At 71.0% G+C, this 26270-nt stretch carries 23 protein-coding genes; 18 read left to right on the forward strand and 5 right to left on the reverse strand.

Annotated features, from left to right (window positions below; translation table 11 throughout):
- The first annotated feature begins 20 nt into the window (after positions 1–20).
- On the forward strand, positions 21–1997 hold the full coding sequence (gene thrS / locus OG448_RS25265) for a threonine--tRNA ligase (protein ID WP_405557095.1): 1977 nt from the start codon (positions 21–23) through the stop codon (positions 1995–1997).
- Positions 1998–2028: 31 nt separating this feature from the next.
- On the opposite strand, the gene OG448_RS25270 is transcribed toward thrS, so the two are convergent.
- A complete protein-coding gene (locus OG448_RS25270; RefSeq protein ID WP_405557097.1) occupies positions 2029–2688 on the reverse strand; it encodes a potassium channel family protein in 660 nt (219 codons plus the stop codon).
- A 67-nt stretch (positions 2689–2755) separates the two neighbouring features.
- On the opposite strand from OG448_RS25270, the gene OG448_RS25275 reads away from it, so the two are divergent.
- Positions 2756–3316, forward strand: coding sequence for an HIT domain-containing protein (locus tag OG448_RS25275; RefSeq protein ID WP_391299990.1), 561 nt, complete (start codon positions 2756–2758; stop codon positions 3314–3316).
- 101 nt (positions 3317–3417) lie between these two features.
- Here OG448_RS25275 and OG448_RS25280 read toward each other — a convergent pair whose 3' ends face one another.
- Together OG448_RS25280 and OG448_RS25285 are read right to left on the reverse strand one after the other, a co-directional pair.
- The gene (locus OG448_RS25280) at positions 3418–5061 is read right to left on the reverse strand and encodes a hypothetical protein (protein WP_405557099.1); all 1644 of its coding nucleotides are present in this window, start codon (positions 5059–5061) and stop codon (positions 3418–3420) included.
- Positions 5062–5258: 197 nt separating this feature from the next.
- Positions 5259–7457, reverse strand: a complete 2199-nt coding sequence (locus OG448_RS25285; RefSeq protein ID WP_405557101.1) for an elongation factor G-like protein EF-G2 — start codon at positions 7455–7457, stop codon at positions 5259–5261.
- A 290-nt stretch (positions 7458–7747) separates the two neighbouring features.
- On the opposite strand from OG448_RS25285, the gene pgsA reads away from it, so the two are divergent.
- The 15 genes from pgsA (at position 7748) to OG448_RS25360 (ending at position 23070) form a co-directional block, all read left to right on the forward strand.
- The gene (pgsA, locus tag OG448_RS25290) at positions 7748–8416 is read left to right on the forward strand and encodes a phosphatidylinositol phosphate synthase (protein WP_391299996.1); all 669 of its coding nucleotides are present in this window, start codon (positions 7748–7750) and stop codon (positions 8414–8416) included.
- The gene (locus tag OG448_RS25295) at positions 8413–9321 is read left to right on the forward strand and encodes a phosphatidylinositol mannoside acyltransferase (RefSeq protein ID WP_405557103.1); all 909 of its coding nucleotides are present in this window, start codon (positions 8413–8415) and stop codon (positions 9319–9321) included. The genes pgsA and OG448_RS25295 overlap by 4 nt, the downstream gene beginning before the upstream one ends.
- Positions 9318–10526, forward strand: a complete 1209-nt coding sequence (locus tag OG448_RS25300; protein WP_405557105.1) for a glycosyltransferase family 4 protein — start codon at positions 9318–9320, stop codon at positions 10524–10526. The genes OG448_RS25295 and OG448_RS25300 overlap by 4 nt, the downstream gene beginning before the upstream one ends.
- A complete protein-coding gene (locus OG448_RS25305) occupies positions 10523–11065 on the forward strand; it encodes a hypothetical protein (RefSeq protein WP_405557107.1) in 543 nt (180 codons plus the stop codon). Before OG448_RS25300 ends, OG448_RS25305 begins: the two co-directional genes overlap by 4 nt.
- Positions 11066–11193: 128 nt before the next feature.
- Complete coding sequence (gene pdxS, locus OG448_RS25310) at positions 11194–12099, forward strand: pyridoxal 5'-phosphate synthase lyase subunit PdxS (protein ID WP_030810697.1); 906 nt, start codon at positions 11194–11196, stop codon at positions 12097–12099.
- A gap of 14 nt (positions 12100–12113) precedes the next feature.
- Positions 12114–12719 carry a pyridoxal 5'-phosphate synthase glutaminase subunit PdxT gene (gene pdxT / locus OG448_RS25315; RefSeq protein WP_405557109.1) on the forward strand — a complete coding sequence of 202 codons (606 nt, stop codon included), beginning with the start codon at positions 12114–12116 and terminating at the stop codon, positions 12717–12719.
- A gap of 80 nt (positions 12720–12799) precedes the next feature.
- Positions 12800–13552, forward strand: a complete 753-nt coding sequence (locus tag OG448_RS25320) for a YebC/PmpR family DNA-binding transcriptional regulator (RefSeq protein ID WP_391300005.1) — start codon at positions 12800–12802, stop codon at positions 13550–13552.
- Between the two features lie 209 nt (positions 13553–13761).
- Positions 13762–14337, forward strand: a complete 576-nt coding sequence (ruvC, locus tag OG448_RS25325; RefSeq protein ID WP_405557111.1) for a crossover junction endodeoxyribonuclease RuvC — start codon at positions 13762–13764, stop codon at positions 14335–14337.
- Positions 14334–14939: a Holliday junction branch migration protein RuvA gene (ruvA, locus tag OG448_RS25330; RefSeq protein WP_030810686.1), complete on the forward strand. Its 606-nt coding sequence runs from the start codon at positions 14334–14336 to the stop codon at positions 14937–14939. Before ruvC ends, ruvA begins: the two co-directional genes overlap by 4 nt.
- 29 nt (positions 14940–14968) lie before the next feature.
- Complete coding sequence (gene ruvB / locus OG448_RS25335; RefSeq protein WP_405557114.1) at positions 14969–16039, forward strand: Holliday junction branch migration DNA helicase RuvB; 1071 nt, start codon at positions 14969–14971, stop codon at positions 16037–16039.
- A gap of 163 nt (positions 16040–16202) precedes the next feature.
- Complete coding sequence (gene yajC / locus OG448_RS25340) at positions 16203–16745, forward strand: preprotein translocase subunit YajC (protein WP_405557116.1); 543 nt, start codon at positions 16203–16205, stop codon at positions 16743–16745.
- A gap of 156 nt (positions 16746–16901) precedes the next feature.
- Positions 16902–18677 carry a protein translocase subunit SecD gene (gene secD / locus OG448_RS25345; protein ID WP_405557118.1) on the forward strand — a complete coding sequence of 592 codons (1776 nt, stop codon included), beginning with the start codon at positions 16902–16904 and terminating at the stop codon, positions 18675–18677.
- A 3-nt stretch (positions 18678–18680) separates the two neighbouring features.
- A complete protein-coding gene (secF, locus tag OG448_RS25350; protein ID WP_405557120.1) occupies positions 18681–19790 on the forward strand; it encodes a protein translocase subunit SecF in 1110 nt (369 codons plus the stop codon).
- Positions 19787–20326: an adenine phosphoribosyltransferase gene (locus tag OG448_RS25355; RefSeq protein WP_405557122.1), complete on the forward strand. Its 540-nt coding sequence runs from the start codon at positions 19787–19789 to the stop codon at positions 20324–20326. Before secF ends, OG448_RS25355 begins: the two co-directional genes overlap by 4 nt.
- Before the next feature lie 230 nt (positions 20327–20556).
- The gene (locus tag OG448_RS25360; protein WP_405557124.1) at positions 20557–23070 is read left to right on the forward strand and encodes a RelA/SpoT family protein; all 2514 of its coding nucleotides are present in this window, start codon (positions 20557–20559) and stop codon (positions 23068–23070) included.
- A 67-nt stretch (positions 23071–23137) separates the two neighbouring features.
- Here the strand turns inward: OG448_RS25360 and OG448_RS25365 are convergent, their stop codons facing one another.
- The gene (locus tag OG448_RS25365) at positions 23138–24367 is read right to left on the reverse strand and encodes a DUF349 domain-containing protein (protein ID WP_405557126.1); all 1230 of its coding nucleotides are present in this window, start codon (positions 24365–24367) and stop codon (positions 23138–23140) included.
- Between the two features lie 168 nt (positions 24368–24535).
- Positions 24536–25360 (reverse strand): peptidylprolyl isomerase, encoded by an 825-nt coding sequence (locus OG448_RS25370; protein ID WP_405557128.1) that lies wholly within the window; start codon positions 25358–25360, stop codon positions 24536–24538.
- A 191-nt stretch (positions 25361–25551) separates the two neighbouring features.
- On the opposite strand from OG448_RS25370, the gene OG448_RS25375 reads away from it, so the two are divergent.
- A complete protein-coding gene (locus OG448_RS25375) occupies positions 25552–26259 on the forward strand; it encodes an MBL fold metallo-hydrolase (protein WP_359705615.1) in 708 nt (235 codons plus the stop codon).
- Positions 26260–26270 lie beyond the last annotated feature (11 nt).

The following is a 26270-nucleotide window of genomic DNA, read 5'->3' on the forward strand; positions in this document are numbered from 1 at the left end:
CCTTCAGTCAGGAGAGACCGGTGTCAGACGTCCGTGTGATCATCCAACGCGATTCCGAGCGGGAAGAGCGCGTGGTGACGACGGGCACTACCGCCGCCGACCTCTTCGCGGGCGAGCGCTCGATCATCGCCGCGCGCGTGGCGGGCGAGCTGAAGGACCTCAGCTACGCGCTGTCCGACGGCGACGAGGTCGAGGGCGTCGAGATCTCCTCCGAGGACGGCCTCAACATCCTGCGCCACTCCACCGCGCACGTCATGGCGCAGGCCGTGCAGGAGCTGTTCCCCGAGGCCAAGCTGGGCATCGGCCCGCCGGTCAAGGACGGCTTCTACTACGACTTCGACGTGGAGAAGCCCTTCCACCCCGATGACCTCAAGGCCATCGAGAAGAAGATGCAGGAGATCCAGAAGCGGGGCCAGAAGTTCTCCCGCCGCGTGGTCTCCGACGAGGACGCCCGCGCCGAGCTGGCCGACGAGCCGTACAAGCTGGAGCTGATCGGCCTCAAGGGCTCGGCCTCCTCCGACGACGGCGCGGACGTCGAGGTGGGCGCCGGCGAGCTGACCATCTACGACAACCTGGACGCCAAGACCGGCGAGCTGTGCTGGAAGGACCTCTGCCGCGGTCCCCACCTGCCCTCCACCCGCAACATCCCCGCGTTCAAGCTGATGCGCAACGCGGCCGCCTACTGGCGCGGCAGCGAGAAGAACCCGATGCTCCAGCGCATCTACGGCACCGCCTGGCCGTCCAAGGACGAGCTGAAGGCGCACCTGGAGTTCCTCGCCGAGGCCGAGAAGCGCGACCACCGCAAGCTCGGCAACGAGCTGGACCTCTTCTCCATCCCGGAGCAGATCGGCTCCGGCCTCGCCGTCTTCCACCCCAAGGGCGGCATCATCCGCCGGGTCATGGAGGACTACTCGCGGCGCCGCCACGAGGAGGAGGGCTACGAGTTCGTCTACACCCCGCACGCGACGAAGGGGAAGCTCTTCGAGACCTCGGGCCACCTGGACTGGTACGCCGACGGCATGTACCCGCCCATGCAGCTCGACGAGGGCGTGGACTACTACCTCAAGCCCATGAACTGCCCGATGCACAACCTGATCTTCGACGCGCGCGGCCGCTCGTACCGTGAACTGCCGCTGCGCCTCTTCGAGTTCGGGACCGTGTACCGGTACGAGAAGTCGGGCGTCGTGCACGGCCTCACCCGGGCCCGCGGCTTCACCCAGGACGACGCGCACATCTACTGCACCCGTGAGCAGATGTCCGAGGAGCTGGACCGGACGCTCACCTTCGTCCTCGGCCTGCTGCGCGACTACGGTCTGACCGACTTCTACCTGGAGCTGTCCACCAAGGACCCGGAGAAGTCCGTCGGCTCCGACGAGGCGTGGGAGGAGGCGACCGAGACCCTGCGTCAGGTCGCCGAGAAGCAGGGGCTGCCCCTGGTTCCCGACCCCGGTGGCGCCGCGTTCTACGGCCCGAAGATCTCCGTCCAGGCCAAGGACGCGATCGGCCGGACCTGGCAGATGTCGACCATCCAGCTCGACTTCAACCTGCCCGAGCGGTTCGACCTGGAGTACACCGGCCCCGACGGCTCCAAGCAGCGGCCGGTGATGATCCACCGCGCCCTGTTCGGCTCCATCGAGCGGTTCTTCGCCGTGCTCCTGGAGCACTACGCGGGGGCCTTCCCGGCGTGGCTCGCTCCGGTGCAGGCCGTGGGCATCCCGATCGGGGACGCGCACGTCGAGTACCTGGAGAAGTTCGCGGCCGAGGCCAAGCGGAAGGGTCTGCGGGTCGAGGTGGACTCCTCCTCCGACCGCATGCAGAAGAAAATCAGGAACGCCCAGCGCCAGAAGGTGCCGTTCATGATCATCGTCGGTGACGAGGACATGAACGCGGACACCGTCTCCTTCCGCTACCGCGACGGCTCGCAGGAGAACGGCATCCCGTTCGAGGACGCCATCGCCAAGATCGAGAAGGTCGTGGCGGAGCGGGTCCAGGTCTGACCCGGACGGATCGACACGAACCCCCGAGGCGTCACCGCCGCCTCGGGGGTTCCTCGTCCTCCTCCCGCGCGAACACCTGCAGCAGCCACGACGAGAACGACCCCGTCACCGCGCCCAGCAGGGCCAGGCCGCCCGCCATCATCGCCGCCGCGATGATCCGGCCGCCCGTGGTGACCGGGACGACGTCGCCGTAGCCCACGGTGGACAGGGTGGAGCAGGCCCACCAGACGGCGTCGCCGAAGGTGCGCATGTGCGAGGCCGGCGCGCCCCTCTCCTGCTGGTAGACCGCGAGCGCGCCGGTGAAGCCCATCAGCAGGGTGGAGATCCCCGAGTAGGCGATGACCCGCGCGTACAGCGGGAGCCGGGGCCGGCCGCGCCGGCGCCCCAGGGACTCGTAGATCCGTACGATCCGCAGCGGGCGCAGCAGGGGCAGGCACAGGACCAGGGTGTCCATCCAGTGGGCGCGTACGAAACGCGGTCCCTGGCCGCTCAGCCGCCAGCGCATCGCGTAGTCCACGGCGAACAGGGCCCAGCAGACCAGCAGCAGTGCCAGCCACAGGTCGTCCCACCCGGTGCCGGCACCCGGGGCGAGGACGAGGGCCGCGTAGGAACCGAGGAACGTCAAGGACGCCACGGTGAGCGGCATCTCCACGCGGCGCTCCCAGCGGGTCCTGGTTCTGTCGTGGTCCACCGGCCCAGCTTGGCTGCCGGGACCCTTCCCGCCGCCCCGGCGACACGCCGCGAACGGGCGAAGCCATATGCTGCCTTGCATGACGAGTGAGCCGGAGCAGCAGATCGGAGTGGGGACGCAGGACGCGTTCCAGCGCCTGTGGACGCCCCACCGGATGGCCTACATCCAGGGCGAGAACAAGCCGAGCGGTCCGGGTGCGGACGACGGCTGCCCGTTCTGCTCGATCCCGGCGAAATCGGACGAGGACGGCTTGATCGTGCGCCGGGGTGAGCATGTGTACGCGGTGCTCAACCTGTATCCGTACAACGGCGGTCATCTGATGACGGTGCCGTACCGGCATGTGGCGGACTACACCGATCTGACCGGTCCGGAGACGACCGAGCTGGCGGAGCTGACGAAGCAGGCGATGACGGCGCTGCGTACGGCGTCCGGCGCGCACGGGTTCAACATCGGGATGAACCAGGGTTCGGTGGCGGGAGCGGGCATCGCGGCCCATCTGCACCAGCACATCGTGCCGCGCTGGGGTGGCGACACGAACTTCATGCCGGTGGTGGGCCAGACCAAGGTGCTGCCGCAGTTGCTGGGCGACACCCGCAAGATGCTGGCGGAGGCGTGGCCCGCTGCCTGACGGGCTTGCCACGGTCCAGCCCGTCCGGCGTTTGCGGACGAGGCCCCTCCAGGGCTGACCAGCGAGGGCGGGCGGCACTTCCCGCTGAGCCGCCGAAGGGCCTACGCGTCGTAGAGGTCGGCCTTCCTCGGGGACGGGTCCTGGACGAGGCCGCTGAGGAACGCGGAGCGGGCGCCGAACTTCTCGGTGTCCACGCCGTTCTCCTTGAGCACCCTGATCGCGGCGGCGTGCACCACTCGCAGGACCGGGGTGGCGGCGCGCAGGGCGTCGTCGGCCATGAAGCGATGGCGCCAGGGCTGGTCGGCCCAGGCGTGCCGCAGGCCGAACGGCTCGGGGAGGCCGATGGAGCCGCCGAGCCAGTTCAGGGTGGGCGTGAACCAGGTCAGCGGAGCGCGGACCGCGAGCCGCACGACCTCGTCGGTGGGGACCAGGGGGAGCTTGACGGTGCGGTTCTCCCACGGCTTGAGGGTCTTGGCGACCTCCTTGGTGGGGGCGGCCGGCTTGGTGTGGAAGAGCGGGTTGACCGGGCCGAGGGCGTGGCCCGTGACCTCGATGCGCAGGGTCTCGTGGAGGACGGTCACCGTGATCATCATGGTGAGGACGAGCTGGCCGTCCCACAGGGTCCACTGGACGCCCAGGTAGTGCCGGTCGCCGCTGCCGAACTGCTGCTTGTTGCAGATCTCCTGTATGGCGTGCGGCTTGACCTGGAACGCCTCGACGTCGGTGCCGTCGGGCCGGGAGACCGCGTCGGCCTTCTCCCCGATCGGGGTGACGATCCAGTGCCGTACCGACGGGCGGGGGAAGCCGCCGGTGTTGAGGGGGCCGCGCTCCAGCAGGCTGAGCTGGTCGTGGATGGCGCGTATGACGTCCCAGCTCCGGAAGGGGTGGATCTCGCGCGGGGGGTCGGCGGAGACGAGTTCCTCGGCGAGCTGCCAGGAGCCCCAGCGGGTGCCCATGCCGAGGATGCCCTTGGGCCCGGCGTAGAAGACGGAGTTGGAGCGCTGTTCGGCGCCGAGCCGGGCCAGGGACTGGCGGAGCTGCTCGGCGGCGGTCTCGCCGGGGCTGCGGGGGACGGCCTCGGGGACCTTGGCGCCGACGCTGCTGCCCGAGAGGAGTCCGGCCCAGCGTTCGCGCAGGTCGGCGGCGGTGCGCTCGCAGACGCGGCGGGCCCAGAACCAGCCGAGGACGGGGACGACGACGGCGGCGCGGGTGTACCAGCCCCAGAAGCCGCCGAAGGGCAGCTTGAGCAGGAAGAGCACCGCGAGGACGCCGACTCCGGCGAGCAGCGCGGTGCCCAGCGCCCCGGCCCGGCCCTCGCGCTTGGCCAGGAACGAGCGGAGCAGGAAGACCAGGAGCCAGGCGAGGAGGCCGGGCAGGAAGATCAGGCCGCAGACGACCATCACGAGGGTCAGCTTGTTGTCGCGTTCGCGGCGGATGTTGTTGGCGGCCAGGCAGTGTTCGACGACGACCTGGGGGTCGGCACCGAAGGACTGGATCAGGGGCTTGCGGCCCGGTGCGAGGAGGCGGTCGGCGACGGCGCGGGAGAAGGCTTCGCCCAGGTTGGGGCGGAAGAGCGGGATGCGGCCGGGCTTGACGGTGGACGCGTGCCACTCGTTGTCGGCCTTCTTGATCTCGAGCATGGGGGTGTCCCGGTAGGCCGCCGAGGCCAGTGCGAGGGTCGCCGCCTGGCCCTCGTCCCCGGAGACGGGCACCTGAGGCCCGTCCCACTCCGTCCCTACCGACATTCCCGCCCCCATCGCCGCCGAGTCGCTCCTGCGGCCTTCCCGGCTTCCCCGCCGCGCACACCTGCCGAACCGGACATCATTGCGATGTCCCGTGGCCACGGCGCAGGTTCGGCCGGGCCGGGACCCGGTGGCCAGCGTATCGGCAGCGGTACCCCGTGCGTCGGCGGACGGCCGAAGCCGCCCACCGTTGCCGGGAGTTACGGGGTCTCGCCGGCCTGTTCGCGCAGTTTCTCGGCGACTTGGGGCGGCATCGGTTCGTGGCGGACGTAGGCGCGGCTGAAGGAGGCCGTGCCGTGGGAGAGGGAGCGCAGGTCGATGGCGTACCGGCCGATCTCGAACTCGGGTACCTCGGCGCGGATCAGGGTGCGTCCGGCGCCGGTCTGTTCGGTGCCGAGGACGCGGCCGCGCCGGGTGGAGAGGTCGCTCATGACGGCGCCCACGTAGTCGTCGGGGACCAGGATGCCGACCTCGGCGACCGGTTCCAGCAGGTGGATGCGGGCCTCGGCGGCCGCCTCGCGCAGCGCGAGGGCGCCCGCGGTCTGGAAGGCGGCGTCGGAGGAGTCGACCGAGTGGGACTTGCCGTCGAGCAGGGTGACGCGCACGTCGACCAGGGGGTGGCCGGCGGCGACGCCCTTGGCCGCCTGGGCGCGGACGCCCTTCTCGACCGAGGGGATGAACTGGCGGGGTACGGCGCCGCCGACGACCTTGTCGACGAACTCGATGCCGGAGCCGCCGGGCAGCGGCTCGACCTCTATCTCGCAGATGGCGTACTGGCCGTGGCCGCCGGACTGCTTGACGTGCCGGCCGCGTCCGGCGGCCTTGCCGGCGAAGGTCTCGCGCAGCGGCACCTTGTGCGGGACGACGTCGACCTGGACGCCGTAGCGGCAGCGGAGCCGCTCCAGGGCGACGTCGGCGTGGGCCTCGCCGAGGCACCAGAGGACGACCTGGTGGGTGTCCTGGTTCTGTTCGAGGCGCATGGTGGGGTCCTCGGCGACCAGGCGGGAGAGGCCGAGGGAGAGTTTGTCCTCGTCGGGCTTGCTGTGGGCCTGGATGGCGAGGGGGAGCAGCGGGTCGGGCATCCGCCAGGGCTCCATCAGCAGGGGGTCGTCCTTGGCGGAGAGGGTGTCGCCGGTCTCGGCGCGGCCGAGCTTGGCGACGCAGACCAGGTCGCCGGCGACCGCCTGCTGGACCGGGCGCTGCTGCTTGCCGAAGGCCATGGAGAGGGCGCCGACCTTCTCGTCGACGTCGTGGTCCTCGTGGCCCCGGTCGGCGAGGCCGTGTCCGGAGACGTGGACGGTGTCGTCGGGGCGCAGGGTGCCGGAGAAGACGCGGACCAGGGAGAGGCGGCCGACGTAGGGGTCGGAGGAGGTCTTGACGACCTCGGCGACCAGGGGGCCCTCGGTGTCGCAGGGGCTCAGTTCGCGGGGGGTGCCGCCGATGTCGGTGACATCGGGCAGGGGGTGCTCGAAGGGGGTGGGGAACCCGCGGGTGATGAGTTCCAGGAGTTCCACGGTGCCGAGGCCCTGGCGGGCGCCCTCGGCGGCGGGCGCGGCGGCGAGGACGGGGTGGAAGGTGCCGCGGGCGACGGCGCGTTCGAGGTCCTCGACGAGAGTCTTGACGTCGACCTGTTCGCCGCCGAGGTAGCGGTCCATGAGGGTCTCGTCCTCGCTCTCGGCGATGATCCCCTCGATGAGCCGGTCGCGGGCGCCCTCCAGGGCGGGGAGCTGGTCCTCGCCGGGTTCGGACTCCTTGCGTTCGCCGGGGGAGTAGTCGAAGAGTTTCCGCGAGAGCAGGCCGACCAGGCCGGTCACCGGGGTGTGGCCGTCGGGTCCGGCGGGGCCGCGCAGCGGGAGGTAGAGGGGGAGGACGGCGTCGGGGTCGTCGGCGCCGAACGCCTCGGCGCACACCCGGGTCATCTCCTCGAAGTCGGCGCGGGCGGACTCCAGGTGTGTGACGACGAGGGCGCGGGGCATGCCGACGGCCTGGCACTCCTCCCACACCATCCGGGTCGCGCCGTCCACGCCGTCGGCGGCGGAGACGACGAAGAGGGCCGCGTCCGCCGCGCGCAGACCGGCCCTCAGTTCACCGACGAAGTCGGCGTATCCGGGGGTGTCGAGGAGGTTGATCTTGATGCCGTCCCATTCGACGGGAACCAGCGAGAGCTGTACGGAGCGGTGCTGGCGGTGCTCGATGTCGTCGTGGTCGGAGACGGTGCCGCCGTCCTCGACGCGGCCCGCCCGGTTCACCGCCCCCGCGGTGAGTGCGAGGGCTTCCACCAGGGTGGTCTTGCCCGATCCGGAGGGGCCGACCAGCACCACGTTCCGTACGGACGCGGGGTGGTCGGCCGTCACTGCTCTGCCGGCGGCTCCGGGGTGTGCGTGAGTCTTGTCGCCCATGGTTCTGCCTCCCGTGCACGGTGAGGTCATCGGGGACGCGAACGCGGCGGGGTCCCGCGTGGGTGCGGCGGCTCCGGCGGCGCCCGCGGTCCTTCGAGCTTTCCACTCCCGTCATGCCGCGTCCATACGACGGTCCCCCACGAGCCCGTCGCGGCCGTGGGGGACCGTGTGGATGGTCACGGATCGTGCCGTGGCGGAGGGTGCGCGCCCCCGTGCGCGGGCGCGCGTGGCTACGATGGGCCAGCCGACGGCCACCACGGGCCACGGCGACACCGACCGTCGGGAAGGCCATGCTGAACAAGTACGCGCGTGCATTCTTCACGCGTGTCCTCACGCCGTTCGCCGCGTTTCTCATCCGGCGGGGGGTGAGCCCCGACGCCGTCACGCTCATCGGCACCGCCGGTGTGGTCGCGGGCGCGCTGGTCTTCTACCCCCGGGGAGAGTTCTTCTGGGGCACGATCGTGATCACGCTGTTCGTCTTCTCCGACCTGGTCGACGGGAACATGGCCCGCCAGCTCGGCCGCTCCAGCCGCTGGGGCGCCTTCCTGGACTCCACCCTGGACCGGGTCGCGGACGGCGCGATCTTCGGTGGCTTCGCCCTCTGGTACGCGGGCAACGGCCACGACAACGTGCTGTGCGCGGTATCCATCTTCTGCCTGGCCAGCGGCCAGGTGGTGTCGTACACCAAGGCGCGCGGCGAGGCGATCGGGCTGCCGGTGGCGGTGAACGGGCTGGTGGAGCGGGCCGAGCGGCTGGTGATCTCGCTGGTCGCGGCCGGTTTCGCGGGGCTGCACAAGTTCGGGGTGCCGGGCATCCAGTACCTGTTGCCGGTCGCGCTGTGGATCGTCGCGGTGGGCAGCCTGGTCACGCTGGTGCAGCGGGTGGTGACCGTGCGCCGGGAGTCCGCCGAGGCGGAGGAGGCGGCCCGGCTCGACGCCGGCAGCGAGGCGGCCAAGTGAGCACCGCCGAACGTCTCGCCGACGGGCTGTACGGGCTCGGCTGGAGCACCGTCAAGAAGCTCCCCGAACCGGTCGCCGCCCGGCTGGGCCGTACCGTCGCGGACGCCGCCTGGAAGCGGCGCGGCAAGGGTGTCCAGCGGCTGGAGGCCAACTACGCGCGTGTGGTGCCGGGCGCCTCCCCGGAGCGGCTCGCGGAGCTGTCCCGCGCGGGCATGCGCTCCTACCTGCGGTACTGGATGGAGTCCTTCCGGCTGCCCGCCTGGAGCGCGGAGCGGGTGCGTACCGGCTTCGACCCCAAGGGCGCCCACTATCTGACGGACGGCCTGGCCGCGGGCAAGGGCGTGATACTGGCGCTGCCGCACCTGGCCAACTGGGACCTGGCCGGCGCCTGGGTCACCACCACCCTCGGCATCCCCTTCACCACCGTCGCCGAGCGGCTGAAGCCGGAGACGCTGTACGACCGGTTCGTCGCCTACCGCGAGGGCCTGGGCATGGAGGTGCTGGCGCACAGCGGGGCCTCCGCGTTCGGCACCCTGGCCCGGCGGCTGCGCGACGGCGGCCTGGTCTGCCTGGTCGCGGACCGGGACCTGTCGGCGAGCGGTGTCGAGGTCGACTTCTTCGGCGAGCGCGCCCGGATGCCCGCCGGGCCCGCCCTGCTCGCCCAGCAGACCGGCGCCCAGTTGCTCCCGGTCACCCTCTGGTACGACGACTCGCCGGTGATGCAGGGCCGGGTGCACCCGCCGGTCGAGGTGCCCGAGGTGGGTACGCGGATCGAGAAGACGGCCGTGATGACCCAGGCGCTGGCCGACGCCTTCGCCTCCGGGATCGCGGAGCACCCGGAGGACTGGCACATGCTCCAGCGGCTGTGGCTCGCCGACCTCGATCCGGCGAAGGGACCCGCGTGAGAATCGGGATCGTCTGCCCGTACTCCTGGGACGTGCCCGGTGGCGTCCAGTTCCACATCCGGGACCTCGCCGAGTACTTCATCCGCCTCGGCCACGAGGTCTCCGTGCTCGCCCCGGCCGACGACGACACCCCGCTGCCGCCCTACGTGGTCTCGGCGGGCCGCGCGGTGCCGGTGCCGTACAACGGGTCGGTGGCCCGGCTGAACTTCGGGTTCCTGTCGGCCGCGCGGGTGCGGCGGTGGCTGCACGACGGCGCGTTCGACGTGGTGCACATCCACGAACCGACCTCGCCCTCCCTCGGCCTGCTCACCTGCTGGGCGGCGCAGGGGCCCATCGTGGCCACCTTCCACACCTCCAACCCGCGCTCCCGCGCCATGATCGCCGCCTACTCGATCCTCCAGGCCGCGCTGGAGAAGATCAGCGCCCGGATCGCGGTCAGCGAGTACGCCCGGCGCACCCTGGTCGAGCACCTGGGCGGGGACGCGGTGGTCATCCCCAACGGGGTCGACGTGGACTTCTTCGCCGACGCCGAGCCCAAGGCGGAGTGGCAGGGCGGCACCATCGGCTTCATAGGGCGCATCGACGAGCCCCGCAAGGGTCTGCCGGTGCTGATGCGGGCCCTGTCGAAGATCGTCGCCGCGCACCCGGAGGCGCGGCTGCTGGTCGCGGGCCGGGGTGACGAGGAGGCGGCCGTCGAGGAGCTGCCCGAGGAGCTGCGCTCCCGCGTGGAGTTCCTCGGCATGGTCAGCGACGAGGACAAGGCCCGCTTCCTGCGCAGCGTCGACCTGTACGTGGCGCCCAACACCGGCGGCGAGAGCTTCGGCATCATCCTGGTCGAGGCCATGTCGGCGGGCGCCCCCGTCCTCGCCTCCGACCTGGACGCCTTCGTCCAGGTCCTCGACCAGGGCAAGGCCGGCGAGGTCTTCACCAACGGGGACGCCGACGCGCTCGCCGAGAAGGCCGTGACTCTGCTCGCCGACCCCGAGCGCCGGGCGGAGCTGCGGGAGCGGGGCAGCGACCATGTGCGCCGCTTCGACTGGTCCACCGTGGGCGCGGACATCCTCTCGGTGTACGAGACGGTCACCACCGGCACCGCGGCGGTCGCCACCGACGAGCGGCCGGGCCTGTGGTCGCGGTTCGGCCTGGCCCGTGAGCGGGACGCGGAGGCGAGCGCCCCGCCCTCCACCGATAACCTTCGCGCGTGATCCTCACCCTCATCTGGATTCTCGTCGCGCTGCTGGCTATCGGCGTCTACCTGAGCTGGACAGCCGGACGGCTGGACCGGCTGCACGTACGCATGGACGCCGCCCGCGCCGCCCTGGACGCGCAGTTGCTGCGCCGGGCGTCCGTGGCGCAGGAACTCGCCACCTCCGGCGTCCTGGACCCGGCCGCCTCCATCGTGCTCTACGAGGCCGCGCACGCCGCCCGGCAGGCCGAGGAGGAGCAGCGCGAGGTCGCGGAGAGCGAGCTGAGCCAGGCGCTGCGCGCCGTGTTCGAGGACGCCCGCCAGGTGGAGGGCGTACGGGCCGCCCCCGGTGGCGAGGACGCGGCGCACGAGCTGGCCGAGGCGGTGCGCCGGGTGCCGATGGCCCGCCGCTTCCACAACGACGCCGTGGGCGCCGCCCGCCGGCTGCGCGAGCACCGCAAGGTCCGCTGGTTCCGGCTGGCCGGGCACGCGCCGTTCCCGCTGGCCTTCGAGATGGACGACGAACCGCCCACCGCGCTGGTCGAGCGGGTCGCCTGAGCGGGATCCCACGGGGGCACGCCGGGACAAAACGATCCACCGGCTTCCCATTGGCCCTTGATGTGGCCTGGTCCGGTCGCGTTTCCTCAAGGGTGCAGAAACCGTCTTACCCACCAGTGAGGTCACGCGTGTCCATCATCGACAACCAGGGTCCCGAGACCGGCACCGCCCGTGTGAAGCGCGGCATGGCCGAGCAGCTCAAGGGCGGCGTCATCATGGACGTGGTCAACGCCGAGCAGGCGAAGATCGCCGAGGACGCGGGCGCCGTGGCCGTCATGGCCCTGGAGCGGGTCCCGGCCGACATCCGCAAGGACGGCGGCGTGGCCCGGATGTCCGACCCGGACATGATCGAGGGCATCATCGACGCCGTCTCGATCCCGGTCATGGCCAAGTCCCGCATCGGCCACTTCGTCGAGGCCCAGGTGCTCCAGTCCCTCGGCGTCGACTACATCGACGAGTCCGAGGTGCTCACCCCGGCCGACGAGGTCAACCACTCCGACAAGTGGGCGTTCACCACCCCCTTCGTCTGCGGTGCCACCAACCTGGGCGAGGCCCTGCGCCGCATCGCCGAGGGCGCGGCCATGATCCGCTCCAAGGGCGAGGCCGGCACCGGCAACGTCGTGGAGGCCGTGCGCCACCTGCGCCAGATCAAGGGCGAGATCGCCAAGCTCCGCGGCTGCGACCACAACGAGCTGTTCGCCGCCGCCAAGGAGCTGCGCGCCCCCTACGAGCTGGTCAAGGAGGTCGCCGAGCTGGGCAAGCTCCCCGTCGTCCTGTTCTCGGCCGGTGGCGTCGCCACCCCGGCCGACGCCGCCCTGATGCGCCAGCTCGGCGCCGAGGGCGTCTTCGTCGGCTCCGGCATCTTCAAGTCCGGCGACCCGGCCAAGCGCGCCGCCGCCATCGTGAAGGCCACCACCTTCTACGACGACCCGAAGATCGTCGCGGACGCCTCCCGCAACCTCGGCGAGGCCATGGTCGGCATCAACTGCGACACCCTCCCCGAGACCGAGCGCTACGCCAACCGCGGCTGGTAGGGACCCCCATCACCATGCACACCCCCGTGATCGGCGTCCTGGCCCTCCAGGGCGACGTACGGGAGCACCTCATCGCCCTGGCCGCGGCGGACGCCGTGGCCAGGCCGGTCAGGCGCCCCGAAGAACTCGCCGAGGTGGACGCCCTCGTCCTGCCCGGCGGCGAATCCACCACCATCTCCAAACTGGCCGTCCTCTTCGGCCTGATGGAACCCCTGCGCGCCCGCGTACGCGAGGGCATGCCCGTCTACGGCACCTGCGCCGGGCTGATCCTGCTCGCCGACAAGATCCTCGACCCGCGCTCGGGCCAGGAGACCATCGGCGGCATCGACATGATCGTCCGCCGCAACGCCTTCGGCCGGCAGAACGAGTCCTTCGAGGCGGCGGTCGGCGTCAAGGGCGTCGACGGCGATCCGGTCGAGGGCGTCTTCATCCGCGCCCCCTGGGTCGAGTCCGTGGGCGCCGCCGCCGAGGTGCTCGCCGAGCACGACGGCCACATCGTCGCCGTACGCCAGGGCAACGTGCTCGCCACCTCCTTCCACCCGGAACTGACCGGCGACCACCGCGTGCACGCGCTCTTCGTCGACATGGTCCGCGCGAACCGGACACCGGAGTCCTTGTAGGATCTGCGGCGGTACCCCTCAGGCTCTCCCAGCGCCGGGGGAGTCCGTATCGGATCGGGTTACGCGAAGGAGACAGGCAGATGTCCGGCCACTCTAAATGGGCTACGACGAAGCACAAGAAGGCCGTGATCGACGCCAAGCGCGGCAAGCTCTTCGCGAAGCTCATCAAGAACATCGAGGTCGCGGCCCGCATGGGCGGAGTCGACATCGAGGGCAACCCGACGCTCTACGACGCCATCCAGAAGGCTAAGAAGCAGTCGGTCCCCAACAAGAACATCGACTCCGCGGTCAAGCGCGGCGGCGGCCTGGAGGCCGGCGGCGCCGACTACGAGACGATCATGTACGAGGGTTACGGCCCCAACGGTGTCGCGGTGCTCATCGAGTGCCTCACCGACAACCGCAACCGTGCCGCCTCCGACGTCCGCGTCGCCATGACCCGCAACGGCGGCAACATGGCCGACCCCGGCTCGGTGTCGTACCTGTTCAACCGCAAGGGCGTCATCATCGTCCCCAAGGGCGAGCTGACCGAGGACGACGTGCTCGGCGCAGTCCTGGACGCCGGTGCCGAGGAGGTCAACGACCTCGGTGAGTCCTTCGAGGTGCTCAGCGAGGCCACCGACCTGGTCGCGGTCCGCACCGCCCTCCAGGAAGCCGGCATCGACTACGACTCCGCCGACTCCAACTTCGTCCCGACCATGCAGGTCGAGCTGGACGAGGACGGTGCCAGGAAGATCTTCAAGCTGATCGACGCCCTCGAGGACAGCGACGACGTCCAGAACGTCTTCGCCAACTTCGACGTGAGCGACGAGGTCATGGAGAAGGTCGACGCGTAACGCTGCCGCGGGCTTGGCGGAACGGCTCGACGGGCCGGCGGGACACCTCCTGCCGGCCCGTCGTCGTTGTCAGTGGCAGCGGCTAGCCTGGCGGTGTTCAGAAGATCACCGTCCACGGGCCGCGACCATCAGTCGAGGGACCACGACGGTGCTCAGCCACCTCCGCGAGAGCGGCGGCGGTTCAGCCGCACAGAAGGGTTGGGGGCGCGGTGCGCGTACTCGGGGTGGACCCCGGACTGACGCGGTGCGGGGTGGGCGTGGTCGACGGGGTCGCGGGACGGCCGCTCACCATGGTCGGCGTCGGTGTCGTCCGTACGCCCCCCGACGCCGAGCTGAGCCACCGGCTGCTCGCCGTCGAGCAGGGCCTCGAACAGTGGCTGGACGAGCACCAGCCGGAGTTCGTCGCCGTGGAGCGCGTCTTCAGCCAGCACAACGTCAGCACCGTCATGGGCACCGCCCAGGCCAGCGCCGTCGCCATGCTGTGCGCGGCCCGGCGCGGCATCCCGGTCGCCCTGCACACCCCCAGCGAGGTCAAGGCAGCCGTCACCGGCACCGGCCGCGCCGACAAGGCCCAAGTCGGCGCCATGGTCACCCGGCTGCTCCGGCTCAGCGCGCCCCCCAAGCCCGCCGACGCCGCCGACGCCCTCGCGCTCGCCATCTGCCACATCTGGCGCGCCCCCGCCCAGAACCGGCTCCAGCAAGCGGTCGCCCAGCACACGGCCCGGAAACCGGCCCAGAACACGGGCCCGCGCACCGCCCACGCAACGAAAGGCCGAACGGCATGATCGCCTTCGTCAGCGGCACCGTGGCCGCCCTCGCCCCCGACTCGGCGGTCGTGGAGGTCGGCGGGGTCGGCATGGCCGTCCAGTGCACGCCCGACACCCTGGCGAAGCTCCGCGTCGGCCAGGACGCCCGGCTGCACACCTCCCTCGTCGTCCGCGAGGACTCCCTCACCCTGTACGGCTTCGCCGACGACGACGAGCGCCAGGTCTTCGAGCTGCTCCAGACCGCCAGCGGTGTCGGCCCCCGCCTCGCCCAGGCCATGCTCGCCACGCACCGCCCGGACGCGCTGCGCCGCGCCGTCGCCACCGCCGACGAGAAGGCCCTCACCGCCGTGCCCGGCATCGGGAAGAAGGGCGCGCAGAAACTGCTGCTGGAGCTGAAGGACCGGCTCGGCGCCCCCGTCGGCGCCCCCGCCGTCGGCGCCCCGGTCAGCCAGGGCTGGCGCGACCAGTTGCACGCGGCCCTCATCGGCCTGGGCTACGCCACCCGCGAGGCCGACGAGGCCGTGTCCGCCGTGGCCCCCCAGGCCGAGGCGGCGGGCGGCACCCCCCAGGTCGGCCAGTTGCTCAAGGCCGCCCTCCAGACCCTGAACCGCGCCCGCTGACCCGCGCGCATCCCCTAGGAGCACCTGAAGTGAACTGGGACGACACGACGGACGGCGCCGCCGCGGAACGGCTGGTGGACACCGCCGCCGACCGGGAGGACCAGGCCGTCGAAGCCGCCCTGCGTCCCAAGGACCTCGGCGAGTTCATCGGCCAGGAGAAGGTGCGCGAACAGCTCGACCTCGTGCTGCGCGCCGCCCGCGCGCGGGGCGCCACCGCCGACCACGTGCTGCTCTCCGGCGCCCCGGGCCTCGGCAAGACCACCCTGTCGATGATCATCGCCGCCGAGATGGGCGCCCCCATCCGGATCACCTCCGGCCCCGCCATCCAGCACGCCGGCGACCTCGCCGCGATCCTCTCCTCCCTCCAGGAGGGCGAGGTCCTCTTCCTGGACGAGATCCACCGCATGTCCCGGCCCGCCGAGGAGATGCTGTACATGGCGATGGAGGACTTCCGCGTCGACGTCATCGTCGGCAAGGGCCCCGGCGCCACCGCCATCCCGCTGGAGCTGCCCCCGTTCACCCTGGTCGGCGCCACCACGCGCGCGGGCCTGCTGCCGCCCCCGCTGCGCGACCGCTTCGGTTTCACCGCGCACATGGAGTTCTACGAGCCGCGCGAACTCCAGCGGGTCGTGCACCGCTCCGCCGCCCTGCTGGACGTCGAGATCGACCCGTCCGGCGCCGCCGAGATCGCCGGCCGCTCCCGCGGCACGCCCCGTATCGCCAACCGGCTGCTGCGCCGGGTGCGGGACTACGCCCAGGTCAAGGCGGACGGCCTGATCACCGAGGACATCGCATCGGCCGCCCTCGCCGTCTACGAGGTGGACGCGCGCGGCCTCGACCGGCTCGACCGGGGCGTGCTGGAGGCGCTGCTGAAGCTGTTCGGCGGCGGCCCGGTGGGCCTGTCCACGCTGGCCGTCGCGGTGGGGGAGGAACGCGAGACGGTGGAGGAGGTCGCCGAACCGTTCCTGGTGCGCGAGGGCCTGCTCGCCCGCACCCCGCGCGGACGCGTGGCCACCCCGGCCGCCTGGGCGCATCTGGGTCTCACCCCGCCGCAGCGGCCGGCCACGGGAAGCGGACAACAGGACCTGTTCGGGGCGTGAGACCGGCGCATTGGCCCCAGGAGGAACCCAGGTGCCATGCTGAGCGTTGTTCCATGCGCGCGGACTCGCTTAGACTCCGCCGATGCCGCCCTTGTGGGCGACGCCGACCAGCCCCCTCCAACAGGCCGCTCACCGCGCGGTCACGCGAAGGAAATTCCGTCTCGTGAATGTCTATACCCTTCTCCCCTTCATCGTGCTCATCGCGGTCATGTTCCTGATGACGCGCTCGGCCAAGAAGAAGCAGCAGCAGGCCGCCAACATGCGGAACGAGATGCAGCCCGGTTCGGGCGTGCGCACGATCGGGGGGATGTACGCGACGGTCAAGGAGGTCACGGAGGACACCGTCCTCCTCGACGCCGGGCCGGGCGTCGAGCTGATCTTCGCCAAGAACGCGATCGGCGCCGTCCTCTCCGACGACGAGTACAACCGCATCATCCACGGCATCGAGCACGACCTTAAGTCGGACTCCGAGATCGTCCCGGACGACGCCTCCTCCCTCACCGCCGCCGACGCCGAGCACAAGGCCGTCGACTTCGGCAAGAAGGACGCCGCCGAGGAGACCGCCGTGGCCGAGGACAAGACGCTCGCCGACAAGGCGGAGACCGTCGAGCCCGCCGCCAAGGACGACACCGTCGTGAACAAGGCGGAGGCGGCCGAGCCGACCGAGGCGCCGAAGAAGACCGACGGCGACACCGACGCGAAGTAGTCACGTCCCCGGGGCGTCCCGGCGCCTTTCACCGGGCGCGCGGTACGCCCCGGACGGCTCGGTTTCCCGCACGTTTTCCCGCACGGAATCCCGACACCATGTCATGGCCACCGGCGCCCACGGCGCACCGGGCGGCCCGAGAGGGAGTACGAGAAGGTGGCAGCACCTAAGAAGGGCCGGGGCGCGAGTGCCCAGAGCAAGCCAGGGCGCTCGCTGGTCCTCATCCTGATCGCCATCGTGGCGATGACCGGGGGAATGTTCCTCTCCGGGCACACCACCCCGCGTCTCGGCATCGACCTTGCCGGCGGTACGAGCATCACGCTCAAGGCGAAGGCCGACCAGGGGTCGGCGATCAACAAGGCCAACATGGACACCGCGGTCGACATCATGAACCGCCGTGTCAACGGTCTTGGTGTCTCCGAGGCCGAGGTGCAGACCCAGGGCGACGATCACATCATCGTCAACATCCCCAAGGGCACCAACTCCAAGGAGGCCCAGCAGCAGGTCGGCACCACCGCCAAGCTGTACTTCCGCCCGGTCCTGGCCAGCGAGCCCAGCGGCGGCGCGACCCCCAAGCCGTCGCCGAGCACCTCCTCCGGCGCCAGCGGGTCCCCGAGCCCGGCCGCCAGCCCCTCCGGCGACCAGAAGGCGACCTCGCCCTCCGGCGCCCCCTCGCCGAACGCCACGGCCACCTCGCAGGGCCGCGCCGTCAGCGACGCGCTGAAGGCCGACGCCACCCCGTCGCCCACCGGCTCCCCGAGCGCCAAGTCCTCCGGCGCCCCCTCCCCGGCCCCCAGCGGCGGCACCGCGGACACCGCGAAGCTCCAGGCCCAGTACGCGGCCCTGGACTGCACCAAGCCCGCCGAACGCGCCAAGGTCGGCCAGGCCGGCAAGCCGAGCCAGCCCACCGTGGCCTGCGGTGAGATCAACAAGGTCTGGTACAAGTACGTCCTCGGCCCCGCCGCCGTCGACGGCACCGAGGTGAAGAACGCCAAGGCGGTCTTCGACACCCAGGGCGCCTCCGGCTGGCAGGTGCAGATGAACTTCACCTCCTCCGGCGCCAAGAAGTTCGCCGACATCACCGGCGAGCTTGCCAAGAACCAGCAGCCGCAGAACGAGTTCGGCATCGTCCTCGACGGCGACGTGGTCTCCAGCCCGTACGTGCAGCAGGCCATCACCGGCGGCCAGGCCGAGATCTCCGGCCGGTTCACCCAGGAAGAGGCCCAGAGCCTCGCCAACATGCTGTCCTACGGCGCGCTCCCGCTGTCCTTCCAGGAGGAGACCGTCACCACGGTCACCGCGGCCCTCGGTGGCGAGCAGCTCAAGGCGGGCCTTCTCGCGGGCGCCATCGGCCTCGTGCTGGTCGTGATCTACCTGGTGGCCTACTACCGCGGTCTGTCGCTGGTGGCCATGGCCTCCCTGCTGGTCTCCGCGATCCTCACCTACGTGATCATGTCGCTGCTCGGCCCGGGCATCGGCTTCGCGCTGAACCTGCCCGCCGTCTGCGGTGCCATCGTCGCCATCGGTATCACCGCGGACTCGTTCATCGTGTACTTCGAGCGCATCCGGGACGAGATCCGCGAGGGCCGCACGCTGCGCCCCGCCGTCGAGCGGGCCTGGCCGCGCGCCCGGCGCACCATCCTGGTCTCCGACTTCGTGTCGTTCCTCGCCGCCGCCGTGCTGTTCATCGTCACCGTCGGCAAGGTCCAGGGCTTCGCGTTCACGCTCGGCCTGACCACCGTCCTCGACGTCGTCGTGGTCTTCTTCTTCACCAAGCCGCTCATGACGCTGCTGGCTCGCCGCAGGTTCTTCGCCGACGGCCACAAGTGGTCCGGCCTCGACCCGCAGAGCCTGGGCGCCAAGCCCCCACTGCGCCGCACCCGCCGTCCCTCCGGTCCCACCACGGGCCCCGTCGACCCCAAGGGGGCGTGAGCGATGTCGAAACTCGGTAACCTCGGCGCGCGGCTGCACCGCGGTGAAGTCAGCTACGACTTCATCGGCAAGCGCAAGATCTGGTACGGCGTCTCCATCCTGATCACCATCACGGCCATCCTCGGCCTGGCGGTGCGCGGCCTGAACATGGGCATCGACTTCCAGGGCGGCGCCGTCTTCACCACGCCGACCAAGATGAGCGCCTCGGTCGCCCAGGTCGAGGAGTACGCCCACGACGCCTCCGGCCACGAGGCCGTCGTGCAGAAGCTCGGCAACGGCAGCCTGCGCATCCAGATCGCGGGCCTCGACACCGCCAAGTCCGACCAGGTCAAGCAGACCCTCGCCAAGGACCTGAAGCTCGACCCCGAGCGGCTCAATGCCGACCTGGTCGGCCCGAGCTGGGGCGAGCAGATCGCCAACAAGGCGTGGCAGGGCCTGGCGATCTTCATGGTGCTCGTGGTGATCTACCTGGCCATCGCCTTCGAGTGGCGCATGGCCATCGCGGCCCTCGTCGCGCTGATCCACGACATCACCATCACCGTCGGCATCTACGCCCTCGTCGGCTTCGAGGTCACGCCCGGCACGGTCATCGGTCTGCTGACCATCCTCGGTTACTCGCTCTACGACACGGTCGTCGTCTTCGACAGCCTCAAGGAGCAGACCAAGGGCATCACCAAGCAGACCCGCTTCACCTTCAGCGACATCGCCAACCACTCGATCAACAGCACCCTGGTGCGCTCCATCAACACCACGGTGGTCGCACTCCTCCCGGTGGCGGGCCTGCTGTTCATCGGCGGCGGTTTCCTCGGAGCGGGCACCCTCAACGACATCTCCCTGTCGCTGTTCGTCGGCCTCGCGGCCGGCGCGTACTCCTCGATCTTCATCGCCACCCCGCTCGTCGCCGACCTCAAGGAGCGCGAGCCGGCGATGAAGGCCCTCAGGAAGCGGGTCCTGGCCAAGCGTGCCCAGGCCGCCGCCGGAGAGGACCAGGGGGAGTCCCGGTCCGCCGCCGGAGAACCGTCCGACGGCGCGGCGCCCGCTGTGGTGGGCCCGCGCGACCAGTCCGCGACCCGCAACCGGGGCCGCGGCCGACCCTCTGGAAAGCGCCGATGACCTCCATCCAGGAGCTGCTGCTCAGCCGTATCCGCGACGTGGCCGACTATCCGGAGCCGGGCGTGATGTTCAAGGACATCACCCCGCTCCTGGCCGACCCCGCCGCGTTCACGGCCCTCACCGACACGCTGGCGGAGCTCGCCACGGCCACCGGGGCCACCAAGATCGTCGGCCTGGAGGCGCGGGGCTTCATCCTGGGCGCGCCGGTCGCCGTCCGCGCGGGCCTCGGCTTCATCCCCGTCCGCAAGGCCGGCAAGCTCCCCGGAGCGACGCTGCGCCAGGCGTACGACCTGGAGTACGGCTCCGCCGAGATCGAGGTGCACGCCGAGGACCTGTCCGACGGTGACCGCGTGTTCATCGTGGACGACGTGCTCGCCACCGGCGGCACCGCCGAGGCCGCGATCAAGCTGATCGAGCGCGCCGGCGCACGGGTCTGTGGCGTCGCCGTCCTCATGGAGCTGGGCTTCCTTCAGGGTCGTGCCCGCCTGGAGTCCGCCCTGAACGGCGCCCCCCTGGAGGCGCTGCTCCAGGTCTGACCCCACCCGGCGGACCCTGACCGGCCGCGAGCGCACCGGGCCTTCCCCGGCCCGCGCTCGCGGCCGCTCCGCGTCCGGCGACCGGACGCCGGGAATCCACCACCCGTCGCACGTGTTCCACTGGTGGACCGTTCTTCCCCCGGCCTGAAGGCGATGGCGGGGCGTGGGATCGCTACGATGGGGTTTCCGGAGCCTGACCGGGGGACCCGGACCGCGCACTAGGAGTCCTCTTGCCAGACGAGGCCCAGCCACTGACCGCCGCCAAGCCGGAGTCCGCCTCGGCGCCCGCGGTGAAGCCCGCGCCGAACGCGTCCGACGCGAAGAACGACCGGCGCGGCTCGGTCGAGCACGCCCAGTCGGCGCCGGTGGAGAAGACCGCCGACACCGCGCGCCCCAAGCCCGCCCCCGTGCGCCCCGCGGCCGGTCAGACCGCGCCCCGCTCCGGCTCCTCCAACCGCGTCCGCGCCCGCCTGGCCCGCCTCGGCGTGCAGCGCGCCAACCCCTACAACCCGGTGCTGGAGCCGCTGCTGCGGATAGTGCGCAGCAACGATCCCAAGATCGAGAACGCGACGCTCCGCCAGATCGAGCGCGCCTACCAGGTGGCCGAGCGCTGGCACCGCGGCCAGAAGCGCAAGAGCGGCGACCCGTACATCACGCACCCGCTGGCCGTCACCACCATCCTGGCCGAGCTGGGCATGGACCCGGCGACCCTGATGGCCGGGCTGCTGCACGACACCGTCGAGGACACCGAGTACGGCCTGGACGACCTGCGCCGGGACTTCGGTGACGTGGTCGCGCTGCTGGTGGACGGCGTCACCAAGCTGGACAAGGTCAAGTTCGGCGAGGCCGCGCAGGCCGAGACCGTGCGCAAGATGGTCGTCGCGATGGCCAAGGACCCGCGCGTCCTGGTCATCAAGCTCGCCGACCGCCTGCACAACATGCGCACCATGCGCTACCTCAAGCGCGAGAAGCAGGAGAAGAAGGCGCGCGAGACCCTGGAGATCTACGCGCCGCTCGCCCACCGCCTGGGCATGAACACCATCAAGTGGGAGCTGGAGGACCTGGCGTTCGCCATCCTCTACCCCAAGATGTACGACGAGATCGTGCGGCTGGTGGCCGAGCGCGCCCCCAAGCGGGACGAGTACCTGGCCATAGTCACCGACGAGGTGCAGGCCGACCTGCGCGCCGCCCGTATCAAGGCGACCGTCACCGGCCGGCCCAAGCACTACTACAGCGTCTACCAGAAGATGATCGTCCGCGGCCGGGACTTCGCGGAGATCTACGACCTGGTCGGTATCCGCGTCCTGGTGGAGACCGTCCGGGACTGCTATGCGGCGCTCGGCACGATCCACGCGCGATGGAACCCGGTCCCCGGCCGGTTCAAGGACTACATCGCGATGCCGAAGTTCAACATGTACCAGTCGCTGCACACGACGGTCATCGGACCCAACGGCAAGCCGGTCGAACTGCAGATCCGTACCTTCGACATGCACCGCCGCGCCGAGTACGGCATCGCCGCGCACTGGAAGTACAAGCAGGAGGCCGTCGCCGGCGCCTCCAAGGTACGCACCGACGCGCCGAAGTCGTCCGGCAAGGGCAAGGACGACCACCTCAACGACATGGCGTGGCTGCGCCAGTTGCTGGACTGGCAGAAGGAGACCGAGGACCCCGGCGAGTTCCTGGAGTCCCTGCGCTTCGACCTGTCCCGCAACGAGGTCTTCGTCTTCACGCCCAAGGGTGACGTGATAGCGCTCCCGGCCGGGGCCACCCCGGTCGACTTCGCCTACGCGGTGCACACCGAGGTCGGCCACCGGACCATAGGGGCACGCGTCAACGGACGCCTCGTCCCGCTGGAGTCCACCCTGGACAACGGCGACCTGGTGGAGGTCTTCACCTCCAAGGCGCCCGGCGCCGGGCCCTCCCGCGACTGGCTGGGCTTCGTGAAGTCCCCGCGCGCCCGCAACAAGATCCGCGGCTGGTTCTCCAAGGAGCGCCGGGACGAGGCGATAGAGCAGGGCAAGGACGCGATCGTCCGCGCGATGCGCAAGCAGAACCTGCCGATCCAGCGCATCCTGACCGGCGACTCCCTGGTCACGCTGGCGCACGAGATGCGGTACTCCGACATCTCCGCGCTGTACGCGGCGATCGGCGAGGGCCATGTCTCCGCGCAGAACATCGTGCAGAAGCTCGTCCAGGCGCTCGGCGGCGAGGAGGCGGCCACCGAGGAGATCGAGGAGCCGGTCCCGCCGACCCGGCGCAGCCGCAAGCGCCGCTCCAGCGCCGACCCCGGTGTCGTGGTCAAGGGCGTCGACGACGTGTGGGTGAAGCTGGCCCGCTGCTGCACCCCGGTCCCGGGCGATCCGATCATCGGCTTCGTCACGCGGGGCAGCGGGGTCTCGGTGCACCGCAGTGACTGCGTCAACGTGGACTCGCTCTCCCGCGAGCCCGAGCGCATCCTCGACGTCGAGTGGGCGCCCACCCAGTCCTCGGTCTTCCTGGTCGCCATCCAGGTCGAGGCGCTGGACCGCTCCCGACTGCTCTCCGACGTCACCCGCGTCCTGTCCGACCAGCACGTCAACATCCTGTCCGCGGCCGTGCAGACCTCCCGCGACCGGGTCGCCACCTCCCGCTTCACCTTCGAGATGGGCGACCCCAAGCACCTCGGCCACGTCCTGAAGGCGGTCCGGGGCGTGGAGGGCGTCTACGACGTCTACCGCGTCACCTCGGCCCGCAACCGCGGCTAGCAACGGATACGCCGAGGGGCTCCGTACGGTGCGTACGGAGCCCCTCGGCGTATGCGGCGGGGACGTGTCAGCCCCCGAACTCCTCGAGACCCTTGAGCGCCTGGTCCAGCAGCGCCTGGCGGCCCTCCAGCTCACGCTCCAGCTTGTCGGCCCGGGAGGTGTTGCCCTGGGCGCGGGCCTGCTCGACCTGGCCGCGGAGCTTGTCCACGGCGGCCTGGAGCTGACCGGTCAGACCCTCGGCACGCGCACGCGCCTCCGGGTTGGTCCGGCGCCACTCCGCCTCCTCGGCCTCCTGGATCGCCCGCTCCACCGCGTGCATCCGGCCCTCGACCTTGCCCCGGGCGTCCCGCGGCACATGACCGATGGCCTCCCACCGCTCGTTGACCGAACGGAACGCGGCACGCGCGGCCTTGAGGTCCCGCACCGGGAGGATCTGCTCGGCCTCCTCGGCCAGCGCCTCCTTCAGCTTCAGGTTCTCGCCCTGCTCCGCGTCCCGCTCGGCGAACACCGAGCTGCGCGCGGCGAAGAACACGTCCTGCGCGCCCCGGAAGCGGTTCCACAGGTCGTCCTCGTGCTCGCGCTGGGCGCGGCCCGCGGCCTTCCAGTCCGCCATCAGCTCGCGGTACCGGGCCGCCGTGGCGCCCCAGTCCGTCGAACCGGACAGCGCCTCGGCCTCCGCGACCAGCCGCTCCTTCACGCGCCGGGCGTCCTCGCGCTGCGAGTCGAGCTGCGCGAAGTGCGCCTTGCGGCGCTTGGAGAACGCCGACCGGGCGTGCGAGAAGCGGTGCCACAGCTCGTCGTCGGACTTGCGGTCCAGCCGGGGCAGGCCCTTCCAGGTGTCCACCAGGGCCCGCAGCCGCTCACCGGCCACCCGCCACTGGTCGGACGCCGCGAGCTGTTCCGCCTCCGTGACCAGGTCCTCCTTGGCCTTGCGGGCCTCGTCGGACTGCTTGGCCCGCTGCGCCTTGCGCTCCTCGCGGCGCGACTCGACCTTCTCGACGAGCTTGTCCAGCCGGGTCCGCAGCGCGTCCAGGTCGCCCACCGCGTGGTGCGCGTCCACCTGCTCGCGGATGTGGCCGATCGCGGTCTGGGCGTCCTTCGCGGACAGATCGGTGGTCTGCACGCGCTTCTCGAGGAGGCCGATCTCGACAACCAGGCCCTCGTACTTGCGCTCGAAGTAGGCAAGCGCCTCCTCGGGGGAGCCTGCCGCCCACGATCCGACGACCTGCTCGCCGTCGGCCGTACGCACGTACACGGTCCCCGTCTCGTCGACGCGGCCCCACGGGTCGCTGCTCACAGCGCCTCCTCCACATGATGCCTGCGGGGAGCCTCCCGGCCCCCTGGCATCGTCCACAGTTTCGTCATCGCCAACATAGGCGACCGGCGGGTGGCCTGTCCGCATCCGGCGGCACCCAATTCCGCAGGCGACCGGCCCGCGAGGGCGGGCCGGAACGCCTCGGCGGCGTCAGGACTTCGTGACCGTCGCCTTGTCGATCACGACCGTCGCGTTCGGGGCCCCGTCGCCCTGCCCGGTGTTGTCGCCCGCCTTGGCGATCTTGTCCAGAACCTTCAGCCCGGCCTTGTCGATCGTGCCGAAGGGGGTGTACGACGGCGGCAGCGGGCTGTCCTTGTAGACCAGGAAGAACTGGCTGCCGCCGGTGTGCGGCTGCCCGGTGTTGGCCATCGCCACCGTGCCCGCCGGGTAGGTGTTCTTCTTGAGGCTCTTGTCCTTCAGGTTCTCGTCCGGGATGGTGTAGCCCGGCCCGCCGGTACCGGTGCCCGTCGGGTCGCCGCACTGCAGGACGTAGATCTGGTTCGTGGTCAGCCGGTGGCACTTGGTGTGGTCGAAGAAGCCCTTGTCCGCCAGGTAGGAGAAGGAGTTCACCGTGTGCGGGGCCGCCGACGCCTTCAGGGCCACGCCGATGTCGCCGCAGGTGGTGGCCAGCTTCATCGTGTAGTCGGCCGACGTGTCGATCGACATCGCCGGCTCCTTCTTCCAGGACTGCTTCTTCACCGAGCCCTTGGCCGGCTTCTCGCAGGGGTCCGGGACCTTGCTGGGGCTCGCGCTCGCGCTCGGCGAGGACCCGGCGGCGTCCACCTTCTTGTCGCCGTCGTCCTTCATCACGCCCGTCGTGTACAGCGCCACACTGCCGATCACGATCACGCCGAGCACCGACGCGATCACCGAGTTGCGCATGCGCGCCTTGCGTCGCGAGTCCGTGCGCCGCTGCTGCTGCCGCAAGAACTTCTCCCGTGCGAGCTGACGCCGTCGCTGCTCCTGGCTGACCACCGGGTTCTCTCCCTCATGCGTGTCGTATGCCGACCGGTACGCGTGCGTCCTGTGATCCGACAGGCGCGTGTAGCCCCGTACCGTATATGGGTTCGCTGAGGAAACGGCAGCGCCGGTAGGCTCTAGGGGGCTTCAGCACCACGGGCCGCCCCCGCGCGAGCCCTCCCGTACCGACACAACGAAGGACGATCGTGCTCATTGCCGGGTTCCCCGCCGGGGCCTGGGGGACGAACTGCTATCTCGTCGCCCCCGCCGCCGGTGAGGAGTGCGTGATCATCGACCCCGGCCATCAGGCCGCCCCCGGCGTCGAGGAAGCGCTGAAGAAACATCGCCTCAAGCCGACCGCCGTCGTCCTCACCCACGGCCACATCGACCATGTCGCCTCCGTCGTCCCCGTGTGCGGCGCGCACGACGTGCCCGCGTGGATCCACCCCGACGACCGCTACATGCTGAGCGACCCGGAGAAGGCGCTCGGCCGGTCCATCGGGATGCCGCTGATGGGCGAACTGACCGTGGGGGAGCCGGACGACGTCCGGGAGCTGACCGACGGGGTGAAGCTGGACCTGGCCGGGATGGAGTTCTCCGTCGCCCACGCGCCGGGCCATACCAAGGGGTCGGTGACCTTCCGGATGCCCGAGAGTGCCGACGTCCCGTCGGTCTTCTTCTCCGGGGATCTGCTGTTCGCCGGCTCCGTGGGACGCACCGACCTGCCGGGCGGATCGATGGAGGAGATGCTCGGGTCGCTGGCGCGCGTGTGCCTGCCGCTCGACGACTCCACCGTGGTGCTGTCCGGCCACGGCCCCCAGACCACCATCGGCCAGGAACGCGCCACCAACCCCTATCTGCGGCAGGTGGCCGCCGGCCAGGGAACCGACCCGGCTCCCCGACGAGGAATGTGACGAGAGAACTT

Origin of the sequence: Streptomyces sp. NBC_01171, from assembly GCF_045039805.1 — a bacterium.
Taxonomy (GTDB): domain Bacteria; phylum Actinomycetota; class Actinomycetes; order Streptomycetales; family Streptomycetaceae; genus Streptomyces.

Bases quoted from the DNA above. Each gene is read 5' to 3' on its own strand.
- OG448_RS25275 (WP_391299990.1), top strand. From the start codon at position 2,756: ATGCTGCCTTGCATGACGAGTGAGCCGGAGCAGCAGATCGGAGTGGGG.
- OG448_RS25280 (WP_405557099.1), bottom strand. From the start codon at position 5,061: ATGTCGGTAGGGACGGAGTGGGACGGGCCTCAGGTGCCCGTCTCCGGG.
- OG448_RS25285 (WP_405557101.1), bottom strand. From the start codon at position 7,457: ATGGGCGACAAGACTCACGCACACCCCGGAGCCGCCGGCAGAGCAGTG.
- pgsA (WP_391299996.1), top strand. From the start codon at position 7,748: ATGCTGAACAAGTACGCGCGTGCATTCTTCACGCGTGTCCTCACGCCG.
- pdxT (WP_405557109.1), top strand. From the start codon at position 12,114: ATGCACACCCCCGTGATCGGCGTCCTGGCCCTCCAGGGCGACGTACGG.
- OG448_RS25320 (WP_391300005.1), top strand. From the start codon at position 12,800: ATGTCCGGCCACTCTAAATGGGCTACGACGAAGCACAAGAAGGCCGTG.
- ruvA (WP_030810686.1), top strand. From the start codon at position 14,334: ATGATCGCCTTCGTCAGCGGCACCGTGGCCGCCCTCGCCCCCGACTCG.
- secF (WP_405557120.1), top strand. From the start codon at position 18,681: ATGTCGAAACTCGGTAACCTCGGCGCGCGGCTGCACCGCGGTGAAGTC.
- OG448_RS25355 (WP_405557122.1), top strand. From the start codon at position 19,787: ATGACCTCCATCCAGGAGCTGCTGCTCAGCCGTATCCGCGACGTGGCC.